Genomic DNA, 15722 nt, shown 5'->3' with positions numbered 1-15722 from the left:
TATTGTAACTTGTTTGGCGGTTCGTTATTATTCACGCCGCTTTCAAAGGAGACAGTAATGGCACTTAGACGTCCTATGGTAGCTGGCAACTGGAAAATGAATGGTAGTGCGCCTTTAGCGCAAGAATTATTCACCAAGTTTGCTACTAAGCTCCAAAATGATTCTGCAGAAGTAGTTTTATGTCCACCTTCAATTTATCTTGAAAGTGTTAGACAGCTGCTTGAAGCAAATAAGCAAACCTTAGATGGTGCGCTTGTAAGAATGGGCGCACAGAACCTGAGTCAACACGACTTCGGTGCCTATACTGGTGAAATTTCCGGTAAAATGCTAAAAGATTCAGGATGTCGATATGTGATTATCGGCCATTCCGAGCGTCGTCGTATGTACGGCGAAACAAGTAATATCGTTGCAGAGAAATTTGCTGCAGCACAAAAACATGGTTTAACGCCGATTCTTTGTGTTGGAGAATCAGGTCCAGCTCGTGAAGCAAGACGAACTTTTGAAGTGATTGCAGAAGAGTTAGACATTGTTATCGAAAAGAATGGCACCATGGCTTTTGATAATGCCATTATCGCTTACGAGCCTTTATGGGCTGTAGGTACTGGTAAAAGTGCAACTCCAGAGCAAGCGCAAGAAGTTCATGCGTTTATTCGTAATAGACTCTCTGAAGTGTCTCCATTTATTGGAGAAAATATTCGCATTTTATATGGTGGTAGTGTGACTCCATCAAATGCTGCAGATATATTTGCCCAACCAGATGTCGATGGTGGATTGATTGGCGGAGCTAGCTTAAATTCTAGCGAGTTTTTAAGTTTATGTTCCATTGCGATGAGCGCTTAATATTATGTATGAAGTTTTAATTGTAGTTTACTTGGTTGTAGCAATTGGTCTTGTAGGACTAATTTTAATTCAACAAGGTAAAGGAGCTGATATGGGGTCTTCTTTTGGTGCTGGTGCATCAGGGACGCTATTCGGTTCAGACGGTGCAGGTAATTTCCTGACCCGAAGCACAGCTGTTTTAGCTATTGCTTTTTTCGCTTTAAGCCTTACTTTAGGTAACTTAAGCGCAAACAATTCTAAAAAAGATGATGCTTGGAACGATTTAGGTTCTGCGGTAGAGCAAGTTGAACAAGCTCCTACACAGGCCGAAACATCAGAGACTGAAATCCCTGATTAATTTGCCTCTTAAAAAGAAGCAAATAAAGTAAGACCGCAGTCATTGAGTTATCTTAATTTCCTCAATTAAATATGATAACGACTGCAAAAATTTAGTAGTAAGCGGATGTGGCGGAATTGGTAGACGCGCCAGCTTGAGGGGTTGGTGACTTAGGTCGTGTGGGTTCAAGTCCCACCATCCGCACCACTAAATTTTATTAATCATTTTGAAGTTAATTTGATTAAATATTGCAAGCAAAGACGTAAGTTAATATAATTGCGCAAGTTGTCGCGGGGTGGAGCAGTTTGGTAGCTCGTCGGGCTCATAACCCGAAGGTCGTCGGTTCAAATCCGGCCCCCGCAACCAGCTTATTGTTTTTACTTATTTGCAGTAGTGCAATGTAAAGGCAATTAAAAGGTTCTATATTTAAGACCTCGTTATTACGGGGTTTTCTGTTATATGGAGCTTAGTAACTCCGTGATTTTACGGACTTTTCGAGGGCTATTTGCCCTTTTTTTCGTTTTTGGGGGTCATTTTTGGCAACATTAGAAACTAAACTGACAGAAATGCTGACAGTACCTGTTGAAGCGCTAGGTTTTCAACTTTGGGGTATTGAGTTTGTCCATGCAGGGCGTCATTCAATATTACGTGTATTTATTGATGGTGAAAGTGGTATCAATATTGAAGATTGTGCTGAAGCCAGCCGCCAAGTTAGTGCTGTTCTAGATGTTGAAGACCCAATCTCGACAGAATACACACTAGAAGTTTCATCGCCAGGTGTAGATAGACCACTATTTACGGCTGCGCAATACGCCGCATATATTGGCGAAGATGCAAAAGTACAGTTAACGATGCCTGTTGCAGGTAGTCGTAATTTAAAAGGTGCTATCACATCAATCGAAGGGCAAATGCTAACGATTAATGTAGATGGTGAAGATTTGATTGTGGCTTTAGATAATGTGCGTAAAGGCAACGTTATTGCGAAGTTTTGATAGTTTCAAGGTGAACGAGGCAAGACATAATGAATAAAGAGATTCTGCTAGTCGCAGAGGCGGTATCAAATGAAAAAGCCGTCCCACGCGAAAAAATATTCGAAGCGCTAGAAATTGCTCTAGCCACAGCAACTAAGAAAAAGTATGAAGGCGAAATTGAAGTTCGCGTAGCTATCGATCGTAAAACTGGCCACTACGACACTTTCCGTCGTTGGATGGTTGTCGATGACCAAGGTGAAGCTTTAGAAAACCCATACAGCGAAATTACGTTAGAAGCTGCACGTTACGAAGAACCAGAAATTCAACCTGGCGAATTCATCGAAGATGAAATTGACTCAGTTGTTTTCGACCGTATTACAACGCAAACAGCTAAGCAAGTTATCGTACAAAAAGTACGTGAAGCTGAACGTGCACAAATCGTTGAACAGTTCATTGAACGTGAAGGCGAAATTGTTACTGGTGTTGTTAAGAAAAGCACCCGTGAAAGTGTCGTTGTTGATTTAGGTAATAATGCTGATGGCGTTATTTACAAAGAAGACATCATCAGCCGCGAATCTTTCCGTCCAGGTGATCGTGTTCGTGCATTGCTATATGCAGTACGTCCAGAAGCACGTGGTGCACAGTTATTCTTAACTCGCAGCAAGCCTGAAATGATCATCGAATTATTCAGAGTTGAAGTACCTGAAATTTTAGATGAGATGATTGAAATCATGGGCGCTGCTCGTGACCCAGGTGCTCGCGCTAAAATCGCAGTGAAAACTAATGATAAGCGTATCGATCCAATTGGTGCTTGTGTTGGTATGCGTGGCGCACGTGTACAAGCTGTATCTAACGAATTAAGCGGTGAGCGTGTCGATATCGTAATGTGGGATGATAATCCAGCACAGTACGTTATCAATGCAATGGCTCCTGCTGACGTTGCTTCTATCATTGTTGATGAAGACAACCACTCAATGGATATTGCTGTTGAAGCTGACAGTTTAGCGCAAGCTATTGGCCGTAATGGTCAAAACGTTCGTTTAGCAACTCAGTTAACGGGTTGGGAACTTAACGTCATGACAGTGGAAGAGCTTAATGCTAAGCATCAAGCTGAAAGCGCTAAAATTGTAAACTTATTCGTTGAAACTTTAGATGTTGACGAAGATTTTGCAACTGTTCTTGCTGAAGAAGGTTTCACCTCTTTAGAAGAAATTGCCTATGTACCAGAAGCAGAACTGTTAGAAGTTAACGGTTTTGATGAAGATATTGTTGCTGCATTGCGTGAACGTGCAAAAGCAGCTATTTCGACTCGAGCATTAGCAACGGAAGAAGCACTAGATGGTGCTGAACCGGCTGCTGATCTATTAGCGTTAGATGGTTTAGAAAAGCATTTAGCATATGTTCTTGCAAGTAAAGGTGTGTCGACCTTAGAAGACTTAGCAGAACAAGGAATTGACGATTTAATCGATATTGAAGAATTGACAGAAGAAAAAGCAGGTGAGCTCATCATGGCTGCCCGTAATATCTGTTGGTTTGGCGAAGAAGCATAAGTCGATCAACAGGGGGATTTAATTGATGGCAGATACAAGTATAGATAAATTGGCCGCGGAAGTGGGCAAGAATGTAGACAGACTGATTGAACAGTTTGCCGAAGCAGGAATTAAGAAAAGTAAAGCTGACAATGTTTCTGAAACAGAGAAACAAACTTTGCTAGACCATTTAAAGAAGCAGCACGGCGGCGATAAAGAGCCTCAAAAAATGACTCTGCAACGCAAAACCGTTTCTACTTTAAGTGTAAATGCAGGTGGCGGACAATCTAAAGACGTTAAAGTAGAAGTACGTAAAAAACGTACTTTTGTTAAACGTGATGATAGTGAGCTAGCTGCAGAAGCTGAAGAACAAGCTAAGCAACAACAAGAAGCTGAAGCTGCAGCAAAAGCTGCTGCAGAAGCGAAAGCTGTTGAAGATAAAGCTAAAGCAGAAGCTAAGGCTAAAGCAGACGCTGAAGCGAAAGCTAAAAAAGAAGCTGAAGCTAAAGCCAAATCTGAAGCTAAACCAGCTAAAGCTGAAGACCCAGAGTCTGCAGCAGTAAAAGCTGAAGCTGAACGCATTAAAGCCGCGCAAGAAGAAGCAATGACTAAAAAGCAGAAAGAAGAAGCGGCGCAAGCTGCAGAAACTGCTCGTAAGCTTGCTGAAGAAAACTCTAAGCGTTGGGCTGAAGAAGAACGTCAACGTATTGAAGCTGAGAAAAATAGTGACCACCATATCACTACTTCGAAAGCGGCTCGTGCAGCTGAAGATACTTCAGATGCTGCTGATGAGAAGCGTGGACGTCGTGCTCGTAACAAGAGCAACAACAAGAAACGTGGTGGTAAAGGCGGTCGTGATAACCGTAGCAACCATGCGCGTAACAAGAGTACTGCTCCTGAATCAATGGCACATGGTTTCAACAAGCCTGTTGCTGTAGTAAAAGGCGAGATCCGTATCGGTGAGACCGTTTCTGTTGCAGAATTGGCATCACGTATGTCAATTAAAGCCACTGAAATCATCAAGCAAATGATGAAGATGGGCTCAATGGTAACGATCAACCAAATCTTGGACCAAGAAACTGCGCAAATGATTGCAGAAGAAATGGGCCATAAAGTGGTACTACTTCGTGAAAACGAATTAGAGCATCAAGTACTGGGCGATCGTGATGAAGATGATGTTGTACTAGAGACTCGTGCTCCTGTAGTAACTATCATGGGTCACGTTGACCACGGTAAAACATCATTACTTGATTATATTCGTCGTGCAAAAGTTGCTGACGGTGAAGCCGGTGGTATTACCCAGCACATTGGTGCATACCATGTTGAAACCGACAATGGCATGATCACCTTCTTAGATACTCCTGGTCACGCGGCGTTTACGTCAATGCGTGCTCGTGGTGCTAAAGCGACAGATATCGTTGTATTGGTTGTTGCTGCGGATGATGGCGCTATGCCACAAACGATTGAAGCAATCCAACATGCTAAAGCCGGTAACGTACCGTTAATCATTGCCGTTAACAAAATGGATAAGCCAGAAGCGGATCCAGAACGTGTTAAGAGTGAACTAGCTCAACACGGTGTTATGTCTGAAGATTGGGGCGGCGAACATATGTTCGTTAACGTTTCAGCTAAAGCGGGTACTGGTATCGATGAGTTACTTGAAGGCATTCTTTTACAAGCTGAAGTATTAGAGCTTCAAGCTGTTCGTGAAGGTATGGCAGCAGGTGTTGTTATTGAATCTAAATTGGACAAAGGTCGTGGCCCAGTTGCTACTGTTCTTGTTCAAGAAGGTACTTTACGCCAAGGTGATATCGTTCTATGTGGTCTTGAGTACGGTAAAATCCGTGCAATGAAAGATGAGAATGGTAAGAGCATCACTGAAGCCGGTCCTTCAATTCCAGTTGAGATTTTAGGTCTTTCTGGTGTGCCATCAGCGGGTGATGAAGCGACTGTTGTACGTGATGAGCGTAAAGCGCGTGAAGTTGCACTTTACCGTCAAGGTAAATTCCGTGATGTTAAACTAGCACGTCAGCAGAAATCTAAGCTTGAAAACATGTTTGCCAACATGACTGAAGGCGAAGTACAAGAGCTTAACATTGTACTTAAAGCAGACGTTCAAGGTTCACTTGAAGCAATTTGTGATTCATTAACTAAACTGTCTACTGACGAAGTTAAAGTTAGCATTATTGCTCGTGGCGTTGGTGCATTAACTGAAACAGATGCGACATTAGCAGCTGCTTCAAATGCAATCATGGTTGGTTTCAACGTTCGTGCTGATGCACAAGCGCGTAAGACCATCGAAGCTGAAAGTGTTGATTTACGCTACTACAGCGTAATTTACGACTTGATTGATGAAGTTAAAGCGGCAATGACGGGCATGCTTGCTCCTGAATTCAAGCAACAAATCATTGGTCTTGCTGAAGTACGTGATGTATTTAAGTCGCCTAAGATTGGTGCTATTGCGGGTTGTATGGTTACCGAAGGTACCATCAAACGTAGTGCTCCTATCCGTGTTCTACGTGAAAACGTAGTAATCTACGAAGGTGAGCTTGAGTCGCTACGTCGCTTTAAAGATGACGTTAGCGATGTTCGTAACGGCATGGAATGTGGTATCGGTGTGAAGAACTACAATGACGTCAAAGTTGGCGATCAGATTGAGGTCTTCGAGACGGTCGAAGTGGCCAGAACGCTGTAACACAGAAAGGGCGGCGTTAGCCGCCTTTTTTATTTATACAAAGCTATAAGGTATTAATGTTATGGCAAAAGAATTTAGTCGTACTCGCCGTATTGCACAGCAACTCCAACAAGAGTTAGCGATGATTTTACAGCGTGACATGAAAGATCCACGTATCGGTTTTGTTACCGTTAACGATGTTGATGTTTCTCGTGATTTAAGCTTTGCGAAAGTATTTGTTACTTTTTTCGAAGAAGATCAAGAATTAGTCGATCAAAAAATTGAAGCGCTTACCGCTGCGGCACCATATGTAAGAACCTTGGTTGCTAGTCGCATGAAATTGCGTGTTATGCCTGAGCTTCGTTTTGTCTATGACAGCTCGCTTGTTGAAGGGATGCGCATGTCTAACTTAGTTAGCCAAGTGATTACACAAGACAAAGCTAAGCAAGACAAAGCAAGACATGAAGAGTTTGGACCTGACGATGTTGACGCATCTGAAGAAAAACCTGAGGATAAAGATTAATGGCTCGTCGTCGCAAAGGTCGTTTTATTAATGGCATTGTACTGTTAGATAAAGGTACTGGCATCAGTTCTAACCATGCTTTGCAACGCGTCAAACGTCTTTATAACGCTAATAAAGCGGGTCATACAGGTGCGCTTGATCCTTTAGCTACTGGCATGCTGCCAGTTTGCTTAGGTGAAGCGACAAAGTTCTCACAGCATCTTCTCGATGCTGATAAGCGTTACTTGGTAACTGCTAAGTTAGGTGAAAGAACTGATACCAGTGACTCAGATGGTGAAGTGGTTCAGATCCGTCCGGTTAAGTTTACTCAAGCACTATTAGATGAATCATTAGAGCATTTTCGTGGTGATACCATGCAAGTGCCTTCAATGTTTTCAGCTTTGAAACATCAAGGTCAGCCTTTATATAAATATGCGCGTGAAGGGATAGAAGTTCCGCGTGAAGCACGACCTATAACGGTTTTTGAATTGTTATTTGTGAGCCTTGAAGGTGATGATTTAACCCTTGATATTCATTGCTCTAAAGGCACTTATATTCGAACAATCATTGATGATTTAGGCGAAATGCTTGGGTGTGGTGCGCATGTCACCATGTTAAGACGTACCCAAGTCGCTGAATATCCTTATGCCAAAATGGTTACGATTGAGCAGTTAACAGAGCTTGCTGAAGGAACGGATAAAGAAGATGAGTCTACTTTTACCGTACTTGATGAGCTGTTACTGCCAATGGATACAGCGGTTGCGAACTTCCCTGAGGTTAATTTACCTGAGGAAAGTGTGCAATACATTATGCAAGGTCAACCTGTACAAGCATCAGGGTTAGAACCTGATGTATTAGTGCGGATGACATCTGGTGAAGACCGTCAGTTTATCGGCATCGGCACCATGAATGATGATGGTTTATTAGCACCTAAACGTTTGGTTGTTGATCATAGCGCAGATTAGTTAACAGCTTTTATTAACTGTTCTGTGTTTTTTATTGCGATAGTGTCTGAATATAGTTAGAATGTCGCCCCCTCTGGCTGAGTTAGTGATTGGCTAGAGTTAATTTAATTTTTTCTGGAGATAAATATGTCACTAAGTAATGAACAAAAAGCTGCTATCGTAGCTGAATATAGCCGTGGCGAAAACGACACTGGTTCTACTGAAGTACAAGTAGCTTTATTGACTGCGCAGATTAACCATCTACAAGGTCACTTCAAAGAGCACATCCATGATCACCATTCACGTCGTGGTCTATTACGTATGGTTAGCGCACGTCGTAAACTTACTGCTTATTTAAAGCGTAAAGACGTAGCTCGTTATACTGCTCTTATCCAGAAGTTAGGTTTACGTCGTTAATATCGACGTTTAATTTGGGCATGGTTAACATACTCAAATTCAAACCGTGAAAAAGGAGGCTTATGCCTCCTTTTTTATTAGGTATAATTTACCGAAATGTTTAACGTGAAAGTGCTTAAACTTGCTCGAGTTGCTGTATCGGCATTTCTGTTAGGTATTTAGATTCAAACTCTTCCAGCGGCAGAGGCTTACTGAAAAAGAATCCTTGGCCGATTTGACAGTTATGTTGTTGTAACCATTCAAGCTGTTCTTCGTTTTCAATACCTTCTGCAACAATATCTAAATTGAGCTGCTGACCTAACATTAAGATGGTTGATGCTATTGCTGCATCATGGGGTAAGTCGGAAACAAAACCACGATCAATTTTCATGGTTGTGATTGGTAAATGTCTAAGATAAGACAAGGATGAATAACCGGTACCAAAATCATCCACGGCAATACCGAATCCTGCGCTCTTTAGCTGCTCAAGCTTAGCAATTGCCTGATCTACATCATTCATCAAAGATGTTTCTGTTATCTCTATCTCAAGTAGCTCAGGGCGTATTTGGTAGCGTAAAGCTAATTGCTTGATGTCAGAAACCAAGCTGGCATCAGCAAATTGTTGTGAAGCGACGTTCACCGCTATTGGGATAGCGTAGTTGTATTTCTTTTCCCACTCGCGGATAACTTTACAGCTTTGCTCAATCACCCATCTTCCGATAGGGATAATAATCCCAGTTTCTTCGGCAATGGGGATGAATGACATTGGTGATATAAGCTCACCATTTTTTTGCCAGCGGATAAGCGCTTCACAGCCAATGACTCGATTGGTTCTTAAATCTAATTTAGGTTGAAAATAGAGTAAGAATTCATTGTGTTTTAGTGCGTCATGAAGTGATGCTTCGGTCTTTAACCTAACTGCGGCATTTTCTGTCATCTGTTGTTTAAAGAAGGCCCATTGGTTTGAACCAGCCGCTTTAGCGCTATACATGGCAATATCAGCGTGTCTAATTAAATCTTCTGCGCCAGGGCCATCTTCAGGATAGATTGAAATACCAATCGAAGCCGCAGGGTGTATCGCATGTTCATTGAGCTGCACTGGGGTATTGAGTTGTAGTAGGAGCTTATCGACAAAGTCTGCAGCTTGATCTGGGGTTTCAATATCATCAGCCACAATGACAAATTCATCACCGCCTAACCTGGCAACACTGCCTCTATCGCCGACAACAGTTTCTAATATGCGGGCAACGCGGGCAAGAAACTGATCACCAATCGCATGACCTAATGAGTCATTGACGTTTTTAAAGCGATCTAAATCAATGAACAATAATGCGAAATGTCTTTTGTGAACTCTAGCACGCTGAATCGTGACATTGAGAGTTTCCAGTAACAAGGTACGGTTAGGTAAGCTGGTTAACGGGTCTCTGGTTGCCATCTTTCTAAGTTTATTTTGTGTTTGGCTAAACTGTAATAAAATTTGGTTAAACTTCGATGTAACTAGCCCTAGCTCATCATCTTTATGGGCTGCAGACATAGGTAATAAGTTTTCATCAGGTAAATCAGGATCAATTTTATCTATGGCTTCACTGATCCTTGCAATCGGTTGAGTCAAGAACCGATGGAATACAATGGTCAGTACCAACGTCAGCAATAAGGCGCGAGCGAGAGTAGCAATAAAGCCTAATTGAAGTTGATTAAACAGGTTGTTAGTCATCTCTTGTGTATCGTAAAAGATGGTTAACGTACCAATAAGCTGCTGTTTTTTGTTCCCTTCGAAATAGAATGGTCTATATAAAGGACGTGATATTTCGTTTAAATCGTTGAACAGGAAATGGCTTAAGTTGTCATAGTTTTCTGAAAACAACTTAGGCTTATTGCTAGCTGTGACAAATAAACTGCCGTCATCAAGGGTAATTACAGCTGAGCTAATATTATCAATCTTGATAATACCTTCGAGTGTTTGTTCGGTTTGTTTATCGTCTAACGCCCAGACAGCATTAGAGGCAGTTTGTTCTACTGAGTTGAGCAACTCTTCTTGCGAAGCGGTAAGTTGCTGCTTAGTCGTGACAACAACTAATGCAATTTCGACGACAAAAATGGCAATCGCAAAAAACAAAGCAGTAAATACAACTAAGTTTGTTTGCTTCCATGTCAGTGACTTAAACCTTTGCGTCATTCAAACGATTCCATTTGTTTTTATTAAATAATCACAGCTTTTATGGGTAACTGGTGCATTTAACATGTTGAACTCATTTAATGTGTTATTTTTATTTAGGGACAACAACAACTAACTGTAGACAAAATAACATTAAAAGTCATTAATTATAGCTGTTACAACTTATATCAATAGGCTATTTTTGTTCAAATAAAAATGGTGTTTCAAACAGTGGAATCTTGTTAGGTTATCTATTCATTGAGTGATTAGCCGTTTTATCGGCTGATAGAAGATTAATTTTAATTATTTTTTAGCGGTATATTGCGATGCGCTTTAACTATTGTAAAAAATTGCAGTATACTTATGCGCGTAATTTAAAGGTCAATAATTAAGGAATGGGTCAAGTGAATCCAATAGTAAAGAGTTTTGAGTATGGTCAACATACCGTCACCTTAGAAACAGGTGTTATTGCACGTCAAGCAGACGCTGCAGTTTTAGCGAGCATGGGCGACACAACTGTATTAGTTACAGTCGTTGGTAAAAAAGTAGCTGATCCTAGCCGTGACTTTTTCCCATTAACAGTAAACTACCAAGAAAAAACCTATGCAGCAGGTAAAATCCCTGGTGGTTTCTTCAAGCGTGAAGGTCGTCCAAATGAAGACGAAACGCTTATTGCTCGTCTAATCGACCGTCCAATTCGTCCTTTATTTCCGAATGGTTTTAAAAACGAAGTTCAAGTGATCATCACAGTCGTTTCTGTTGATCCTCAAATTGAGCCTGACATGGTTGCTATGATTGGTACATCAGCAGCGCTATCTATCTCAGGTCTACCTTTCAATGGCCCTATCGGCGCAGCACGCGTTGGTTACATTGATGGTGAGTACTTATTAAACCCAACAGTTGATCAAGTTGCTGAAAGTGACCTTGACTTAGTTGTTGCAGGTACTGACTCAGCTGTTCTTATGGTTGAATCAGAAGCTAAATCTTTAGCTGAAGAAATCATGCTAGGCGCTGTGACTTATGGTCACGATCAACAACAAGTTGTTGTTCAAGCCATTGCTGAGTTTAAAGCTGAAGCGGGTAAACCAGCTTGGGATTGGACTGCACCTGTTCAAGATGCTGACTTAGTTGCTCAAATTAAAGAGCTAGCTGAAGAAGGCATGACTGCAGCTTACCAAATCGAAGTTAAGCAAGATCGTTATGCTCAAGTTGGCGCTGTTAAAGCAGCTGCTAAAGAAGCACTAATGACTAATAACCCAGATGTTGATGCTCGCGAAGTTGATGGTTTACTTGGCAGCCTTGAGAAGAAAGTTGTTCGTGGTCGCATCATCAGTGGTAAGCCACGTATCGATGGTCGTGAGCCTGACATGATCCGTGCATTGAATGTACTAGCTGGCGTACTTCCACGTACTCACGGTAGTTCATTATTTACACGTGGTGAAACTCAAGCACTAGTAACTTGTACTTTAGGTACTGAACGTGATGCACAAAAGATTGATAGCATCATGGGTGAACGTACTAACCGCTTCATGCTTCATTATAACTTCCCTCCATACTCTGTTGGTGAAACAGGCATGGTTGGATCACCTAAGCGTCGTGAAATTGGTCACGGTAAGTTAGCTTGGCGTGGTATTAACGCTGTTATGCCTTCTGCAGAAGAATTCCCATACAGTGTTCGTGTAGTATCTGAAATTACTGAATCAAACGGTTCAAGCTCTATGGCTTCTGTTTGTGGTACTTCATTAGCATTAATGGATGCGGGTGTACCAATTAAAACTTCAGTTGCAGGTATTGCAATGGGTCTAGTTAAAGAAGGCGACGACTTCGTTGTTCTTTCTGACATCTTAGGTGATGAAGATCACTTAGGTGATATGGACTTTAAAGTTGCTGGTACTCGTGACGGTATTACAGCGCTTCAAATGGATATCAAGATTGAAGGTATCACTAAAGAGATCATGGACATCGCGCTTCAGCAAGCATACGGCGCACGTGTTCATATTCTTAACGTTATGGACCAAGCAATTGGTGGCGCACGTGAAGATATCTCTGACCACGCTCCACGTATCACGACTATCAAGATTAATCCTGAGAAGATCCGTGATGTAATCGGTAAAGGTGGTGCGACTATCCGTGCATTAACCGAAGAAACTGGTACAACTATCGAGCTTGATGACAATGGTACAGTGAAGATTGCATCTTCAAACGGTGAAGCAACGAAAGAAGCTATCCGTCGTATCGAAGAAATCACTGCAGAAGTTGAAGTGGGCCGCATCTACAAAGGTAAAGTTATCCGTATCGTTGATTTCGGTGCGTTTGTTAACATCTTACCTGGTAAAGATGGCTTAGTGCATATTTCACAAATCAGTGAAGAGCGTGTTGCTAACGTTTCTGACCATCTTGAAATGAATCAAGACGTCGACGTTAAAGTGATGGAAGTTGACCGTCAAGGTCGTGTAAGACTTTCTATCAAAGAAGCTAACGCGAAAGAAGAAGCTGCTGCAGAATAACTTCTGACATCAGTTCAACTTAAAAAGAGACCTTAGGGTCTCTTTTTTGTTTTGTGACATAGAGTAATCTTTTTATGTTGATAGGCACTTAATGTTACTTCACTTGTCAAAATGCGAGTTGAATCGCTTTTGCAGCAACTTTCGCTCGCTTTATATTAATTGAAGCTAGTGTAAATTCAGTAAATGAAATTTTATCAGTATCTGCATAGCCCTAATGTAGATAGGTTGATATGATGCAAAGAAATTATAGAACCTGATAAGGTATTTAAATGGAACAGAAATTACGTACCACAGTCGTCGCATTATGTGTGGGTGCCAGTTTATTATTGTCAGGTTGTGCTTCTTTATCTGGAAGTGCTGACAGCGCAACTAGCGGTAAGGTGATGGTTGCACCGAATGTCCCAGATTATAAATTAGAAGTCACCTTGGCTAAGCTAAATGAAATCTTAGGCACAATGGAGTTAACCCCTGAGCAACGAGCTCGTTTTCATTATGACCGTGGTGTTATCTACGATAGTGTAGGTTTGCGTTTACTTGCCCGAATAGACTTTCATCAAGCGATTAAACTTCAGCCTAACTTAGCGGATGCTTATAACTTCTTAGGGATTTATTATACCCAAGAAGGTGAGTTTGAAAGTGCATATGAGTCTTTTGATGGGGTACTCGAATTATCACCTGAATACGACTATGCATATTTGAATCGTGGTATTGCATTGTATTACGGTGAGCGTTACGAATTAGCCGCGCAAGATATGCAAAACTTTTTACGCAAAGAGCCTTCTGATGGTTACCGTGCGCTGTGGCTTTACTTAGTTGACTCGCCTAGAAACACTGAAACTGCACAACTCGCATTAGTTGAAAACAGAAAAGCATTGAACGAACAAGCCTGGTCAACGGTATTAGTGGATTACTATTTAGGTACACTGACTAAAGAACAGGTCTTTGAGGCAGCGAAAGAGAACTTATCTCAGCCTAAAGAGTACTCTGAGCGTTTATGCGAAACTTACTTTTACTTAGCTAAAAAAGCAGTCGAGCAACAGGATTATGAGTTAGCGATTGATTATTATCGATTAACGCTAGCAACTAACATCTATGATTTTGTTGAACATCGCTATGCACGTATAGAGCTTGCACAAACACAGCAAAAGTTAGCTGAGCAAGCAGCTAAGCAGCCTTAATTATATGCGTTAAACCCAGTGTATTAACGTCAGAAACAAAGCTAGTCTCTATACAGGGGCTAGCTTTTTTATTTTATGTCATCTAATAATGCGAAAAGTATGATCATACTTTATAGGAAAAGTATGATCATACTTCAGTCCGTTCACCAAAAAGTTGTCATACTTCCATTCATTATCCTCATGTCAAACTTACAGTTAAGTTTGCATTTACCTTCTCTTATTCTGAATTTATAAAACCATCATTAATCGTTGGAGTCAGAATAAGGTACTAATAATCAGTGTTTTATGCTTTTTTCTTTACCTTGGTTATGAGCAAGAAACTAAAATCTGAACAATCATTCAAATTTTGAAAGATAAATTTTCTTTGCTTTTGGAAATAAAGTTTTAGCAGTAAAAGAATGTCGCTGAAAAGTTTGCCAACAAGTGTGTTGAATACTTCATACCTTAAATCAGACTTAAGCTTGGATTTTCTATATTAAAATTCTCACAAGTTATTTACAAAGCTTGTTAATGACAAATTGAAGGACTATTAAGTTCTAGTTGAGTTAAACGTGATGTTTCTACTGCTTATTAGCTAGAGGTAAAAATGGAAAGGTGTGTTAAAGCGGTAATCTGTTTTTTGATCGCACTACTTACATCTTTAACTAATGTTTACGCTAACGACTCTTTAACTTTAAGCATGAGCGGTGTAATTGAAGAACGTTGTGTCGTTGGAATTGTAGATTCAATTCCCTTTGATTTTAGCATTGAGCTATCTCACACAGCGAATCTATCAATTGAATGTAACTTGCCTATGCTCATAGCATTGCGCTCTGATTATGGCGGACTGGAGTTAATAGACGGTTCAGTTGAAACAAGCTTAGTGGCTGAATACCAAGTTGAACTTAATATCGACTCTTTAAATTTTTCATTGAAACAAAAGTCTAAAGAGTTAATAGATGAACAAAGATTTATCACCGGAGCAGATATTCCATTTAATACATCTGGAATGATCAAAGTGAGTTTATTTGAACCATTGAAGTTTGCAGGTGAATATCAAGATACATTGCATATTGATGTATATCCGAATTTCGTTAATAGCGGAATATAAGAATTCTTCTAATGAAGAGAAGAAAACCACCGATTTGTTGGTGAGAACAAATCGGTGTAGCAAAAAACCAATCTGAATATTAAAAAGGAGTTTTACCATGAAAAAGTATACTTTAGCAGCAGCTGCTGTAGCAACTTTATTTGTAGGTTCAGCAAGCGCAGTAGAAGTTAACCTTAGCGGCAACATTCAAGAAGTCTGTGAAGCGAGTGCTACCCAAACATCACTTAGCGATATGTCAACGACTACAATGTCAGGCTTTTCTTTTGTGTGTAATGACCGTGATGGTGCGACAGTTACGATTACAAGTGCTGAAGGTGGATTACAAGGAATTGACTCAGAAGATCTCGTTATCCCTTATGTAGCGACGCTTTCTGTAGGTGGTTTTGGTGACCTAATCTTGGATTTAACAACAGGTGGTAACACCGGTACTAATGATGCTTCACAATCTCGTGACTTTACTGGTGCACAGCTATTAAATGGCGCAGCAGCAACATTGGAGATTAACTTTGGTGCGCTAACTACAGGTACTGGTGCTTGGGCTGGTGCATATTATGATCAGTTAACAATTCAAATCTCAGCAATTTAAGACTTTAACAACCTATGCGGGAGAACATCTCCCG

The 15722-nt window shown here is 40.8% G+C and carries 13 protein-coding genes and 2 tRNA genes; 14 read left to right on the top strand and 1 reads right to left on the bottom strand.

The window, feature by feature from the left end; all coding sequences use genetic code 11:
• Positions 1 to 57 precede the first annotated feature (57 nt).
• From tpiA to rpsO, 10 genes are all read left to right on the top strand, one after another.
• Positions 58 to 840, top strand: a complete 783-nt coding sequence (gene tpiA, locus AB4153_RS01925; RefSeq protein ID WP_102526893.1) for a triose-phosphate isomerase — start codon at positions 58 to 60, stop codon at positions 838 to 840.
• Positions 841 to 844: 4 nt separating this feature from the next.
• On the top strand, positions 845 to 1177 hold the full coding sequence (gene secG, locus AB4153_RS01920; RefSeq protein ID WP_102526894.1) for a preprotein translocase subunit SecG: 333 nt from the start codon (positions 845 to 847) through the stop codon (positions 1175 to 1177).
• 101 nt (positions 1178 to 1278) lie between these two features.
• Positions 1279 to 1363, top strand: a tRNA-Leu gene (locus tag AB4153_RS01915).
• Positions 1364 to 1445: 82 nt separating this feature from the next.
• Positions 1446 to 1522, top strand: a tRNA-Met gene (locus AB4153_RS01910).
• Between the two features lie 170 nt (positions 1523 to 1692).
• Positions 1693 to 2148: a ribosome maturation factor RimP gene (rimP, locus tag AB4153_RS01905; protein ID WP_102526895.1), complete on the top strand. Its 456-nt coding sequence runs from the start codon at positions 1693 to 1695 to the stop codon at positions 2146 to 2148.
• Positions 2149 to 2177: 29 nt separating this feature from the next.
• Complete coding sequence (gene nusA / locus AB4153_RS01900) at positions 2178 to 3677, top strand: transcription termination factor NusA (protein ID WP_102526896.1); 1500 nt, start codon at positions 2178 to 2180, stop codon at positions 3675 to 3677.
• 25 nt (positions 3678 to 3702) lie between these two features.
• Positions 3703 to 6351 carry a translation initiation factor IF-2 gene (gene infB, locus AB4153_RS01895; protein ID WP_102526897.1) on the top strand — a complete coding sequence of 883 codons (2649 nt, stop codon included), beginning with the start codon at positions 3703 to 3705 and terminating at the stop codon, positions 6349 to 6351.
• A gap of 61 nt (positions 6352 to 6412) precedes the next feature.
• A complete protein-coding gene (gene rbfA / locus AB4153_RS01890; RefSeq protein WP_371996166.1) occupies positions 6413 to 6853 on the top strand; it encodes a 30S ribosome-binding factor RbfA in 441 nt (146 codons plus the stop codon).
• Positions 6853 to 7797, top strand: coding sequence for a tRNA pseudouridine(55) synthase TruB (truB, locus tag AB4153_RS01885; protein ID WP_248954919.1), 945 nt, complete (start codon positions 6853 to 6855; stop codon positions 7795 to 7797). Before rbfA ends, truB begins: the two co-directional genes overlap by 1 nt.
• Before the next feature lie 126 nt (positions 7798 to 7923).
• Positions 7924 to 8193 (top strand): 30S ribosomal protein S15, encoded by a 270-nt coding sequence (gene rpsO / locus AB4153_RS01880; RefSeq protein ID WP_055023715.1) that lies wholly within the window; start codon positions 7924 to 7926, stop codon positions 8191 to 8193.
• 115 nt (positions 8194 to 8308) lie between these two features.
• Here the strand turns inward: rpsO and AB4153_RS01875 are convergent, their stop codons facing one another.
• The gene (locus AB4153_RS01875) at positions 8309 to 10348 is read right to left on the bottom strand and encodes a bifunctional diguanylate cyclase/phosphodiesterase (RefSeq protein ID WP_248954921.1); all 2040 of its coding nucleotides are present in this window, start codon (positions 10346 to 10348) and stop codon (positions 8309 to 8311) included.
• Positions 10349 to 10731: 383 nt separating this feature from the next.
• Between AB4153_RS01875 and pnp the strand changes: the two genes are divergently transcribed.
• The 4 genes from pnp to AB4153_RS01855 all read left to right on the top strand — a co-directional run bounded on the left by pnp (position 10732) and on the right by AB4153_RS01855 (position 15688).
• Entirely contained in the window at positions 10732 to 12834 is a 2103-nt protein-coding gene (gene pnp, locus AB4153_RS01870) for a polyribonucleotide nucleotidyltransferase (RefSeq protein WP_102526968.1), read from the top strand.
• 269 nt (positions 12835 to 13103) lie between these two features.
• A complete protein-coding gene (gene nlpI, locus AB4153_RS01865) occupies positions 13104 to 14012 on the top strand; it encodes a lipoprotein NlpI (protein WP_303513107.1) in 909 nt (302 codons plus the stop codon).
• Positions 14013 to 14598: 586 nt separating this feature from the next.
• A complete protein-coding gene (locus AB4153_RS01860; protein ID WP_102526902.1) occupies positions 14599 to 15102 on the top strand; it encodes a hypothetical protein in 504 nt (167 codons plus the stop codon).
• A gap of 97 nt (positions 15103 to 15199) precedes the next feature.
• Positions 15200 to 15688 carry a hypothetical protein gene (locus AB4153_RS01855; RefSeq protein WP_102526903.1) on the top strand — a complete coding sequence of 163 codons (489 nt, stop codon included), beginning with the start codon at positions 15200 to 15202 and terminating at the stop codon, positions 15686 to 15688.
• Positions 15689 to 15722 lie beyond the last annotated feature (34 nt).

This window comes from Shewanella sp. 10N.286.52.E4, from assembly GCF_041468785.1.
Lineage (GTDB): Bacteria > Pseudomonadota > Gammaproteobacteria > Enterobacterales > Shewanellaceae > Shewanella > Shewanella electrodiphila.
This window is presented reverse-complemented; position numbering and strand designations above follow the sequence as displayed.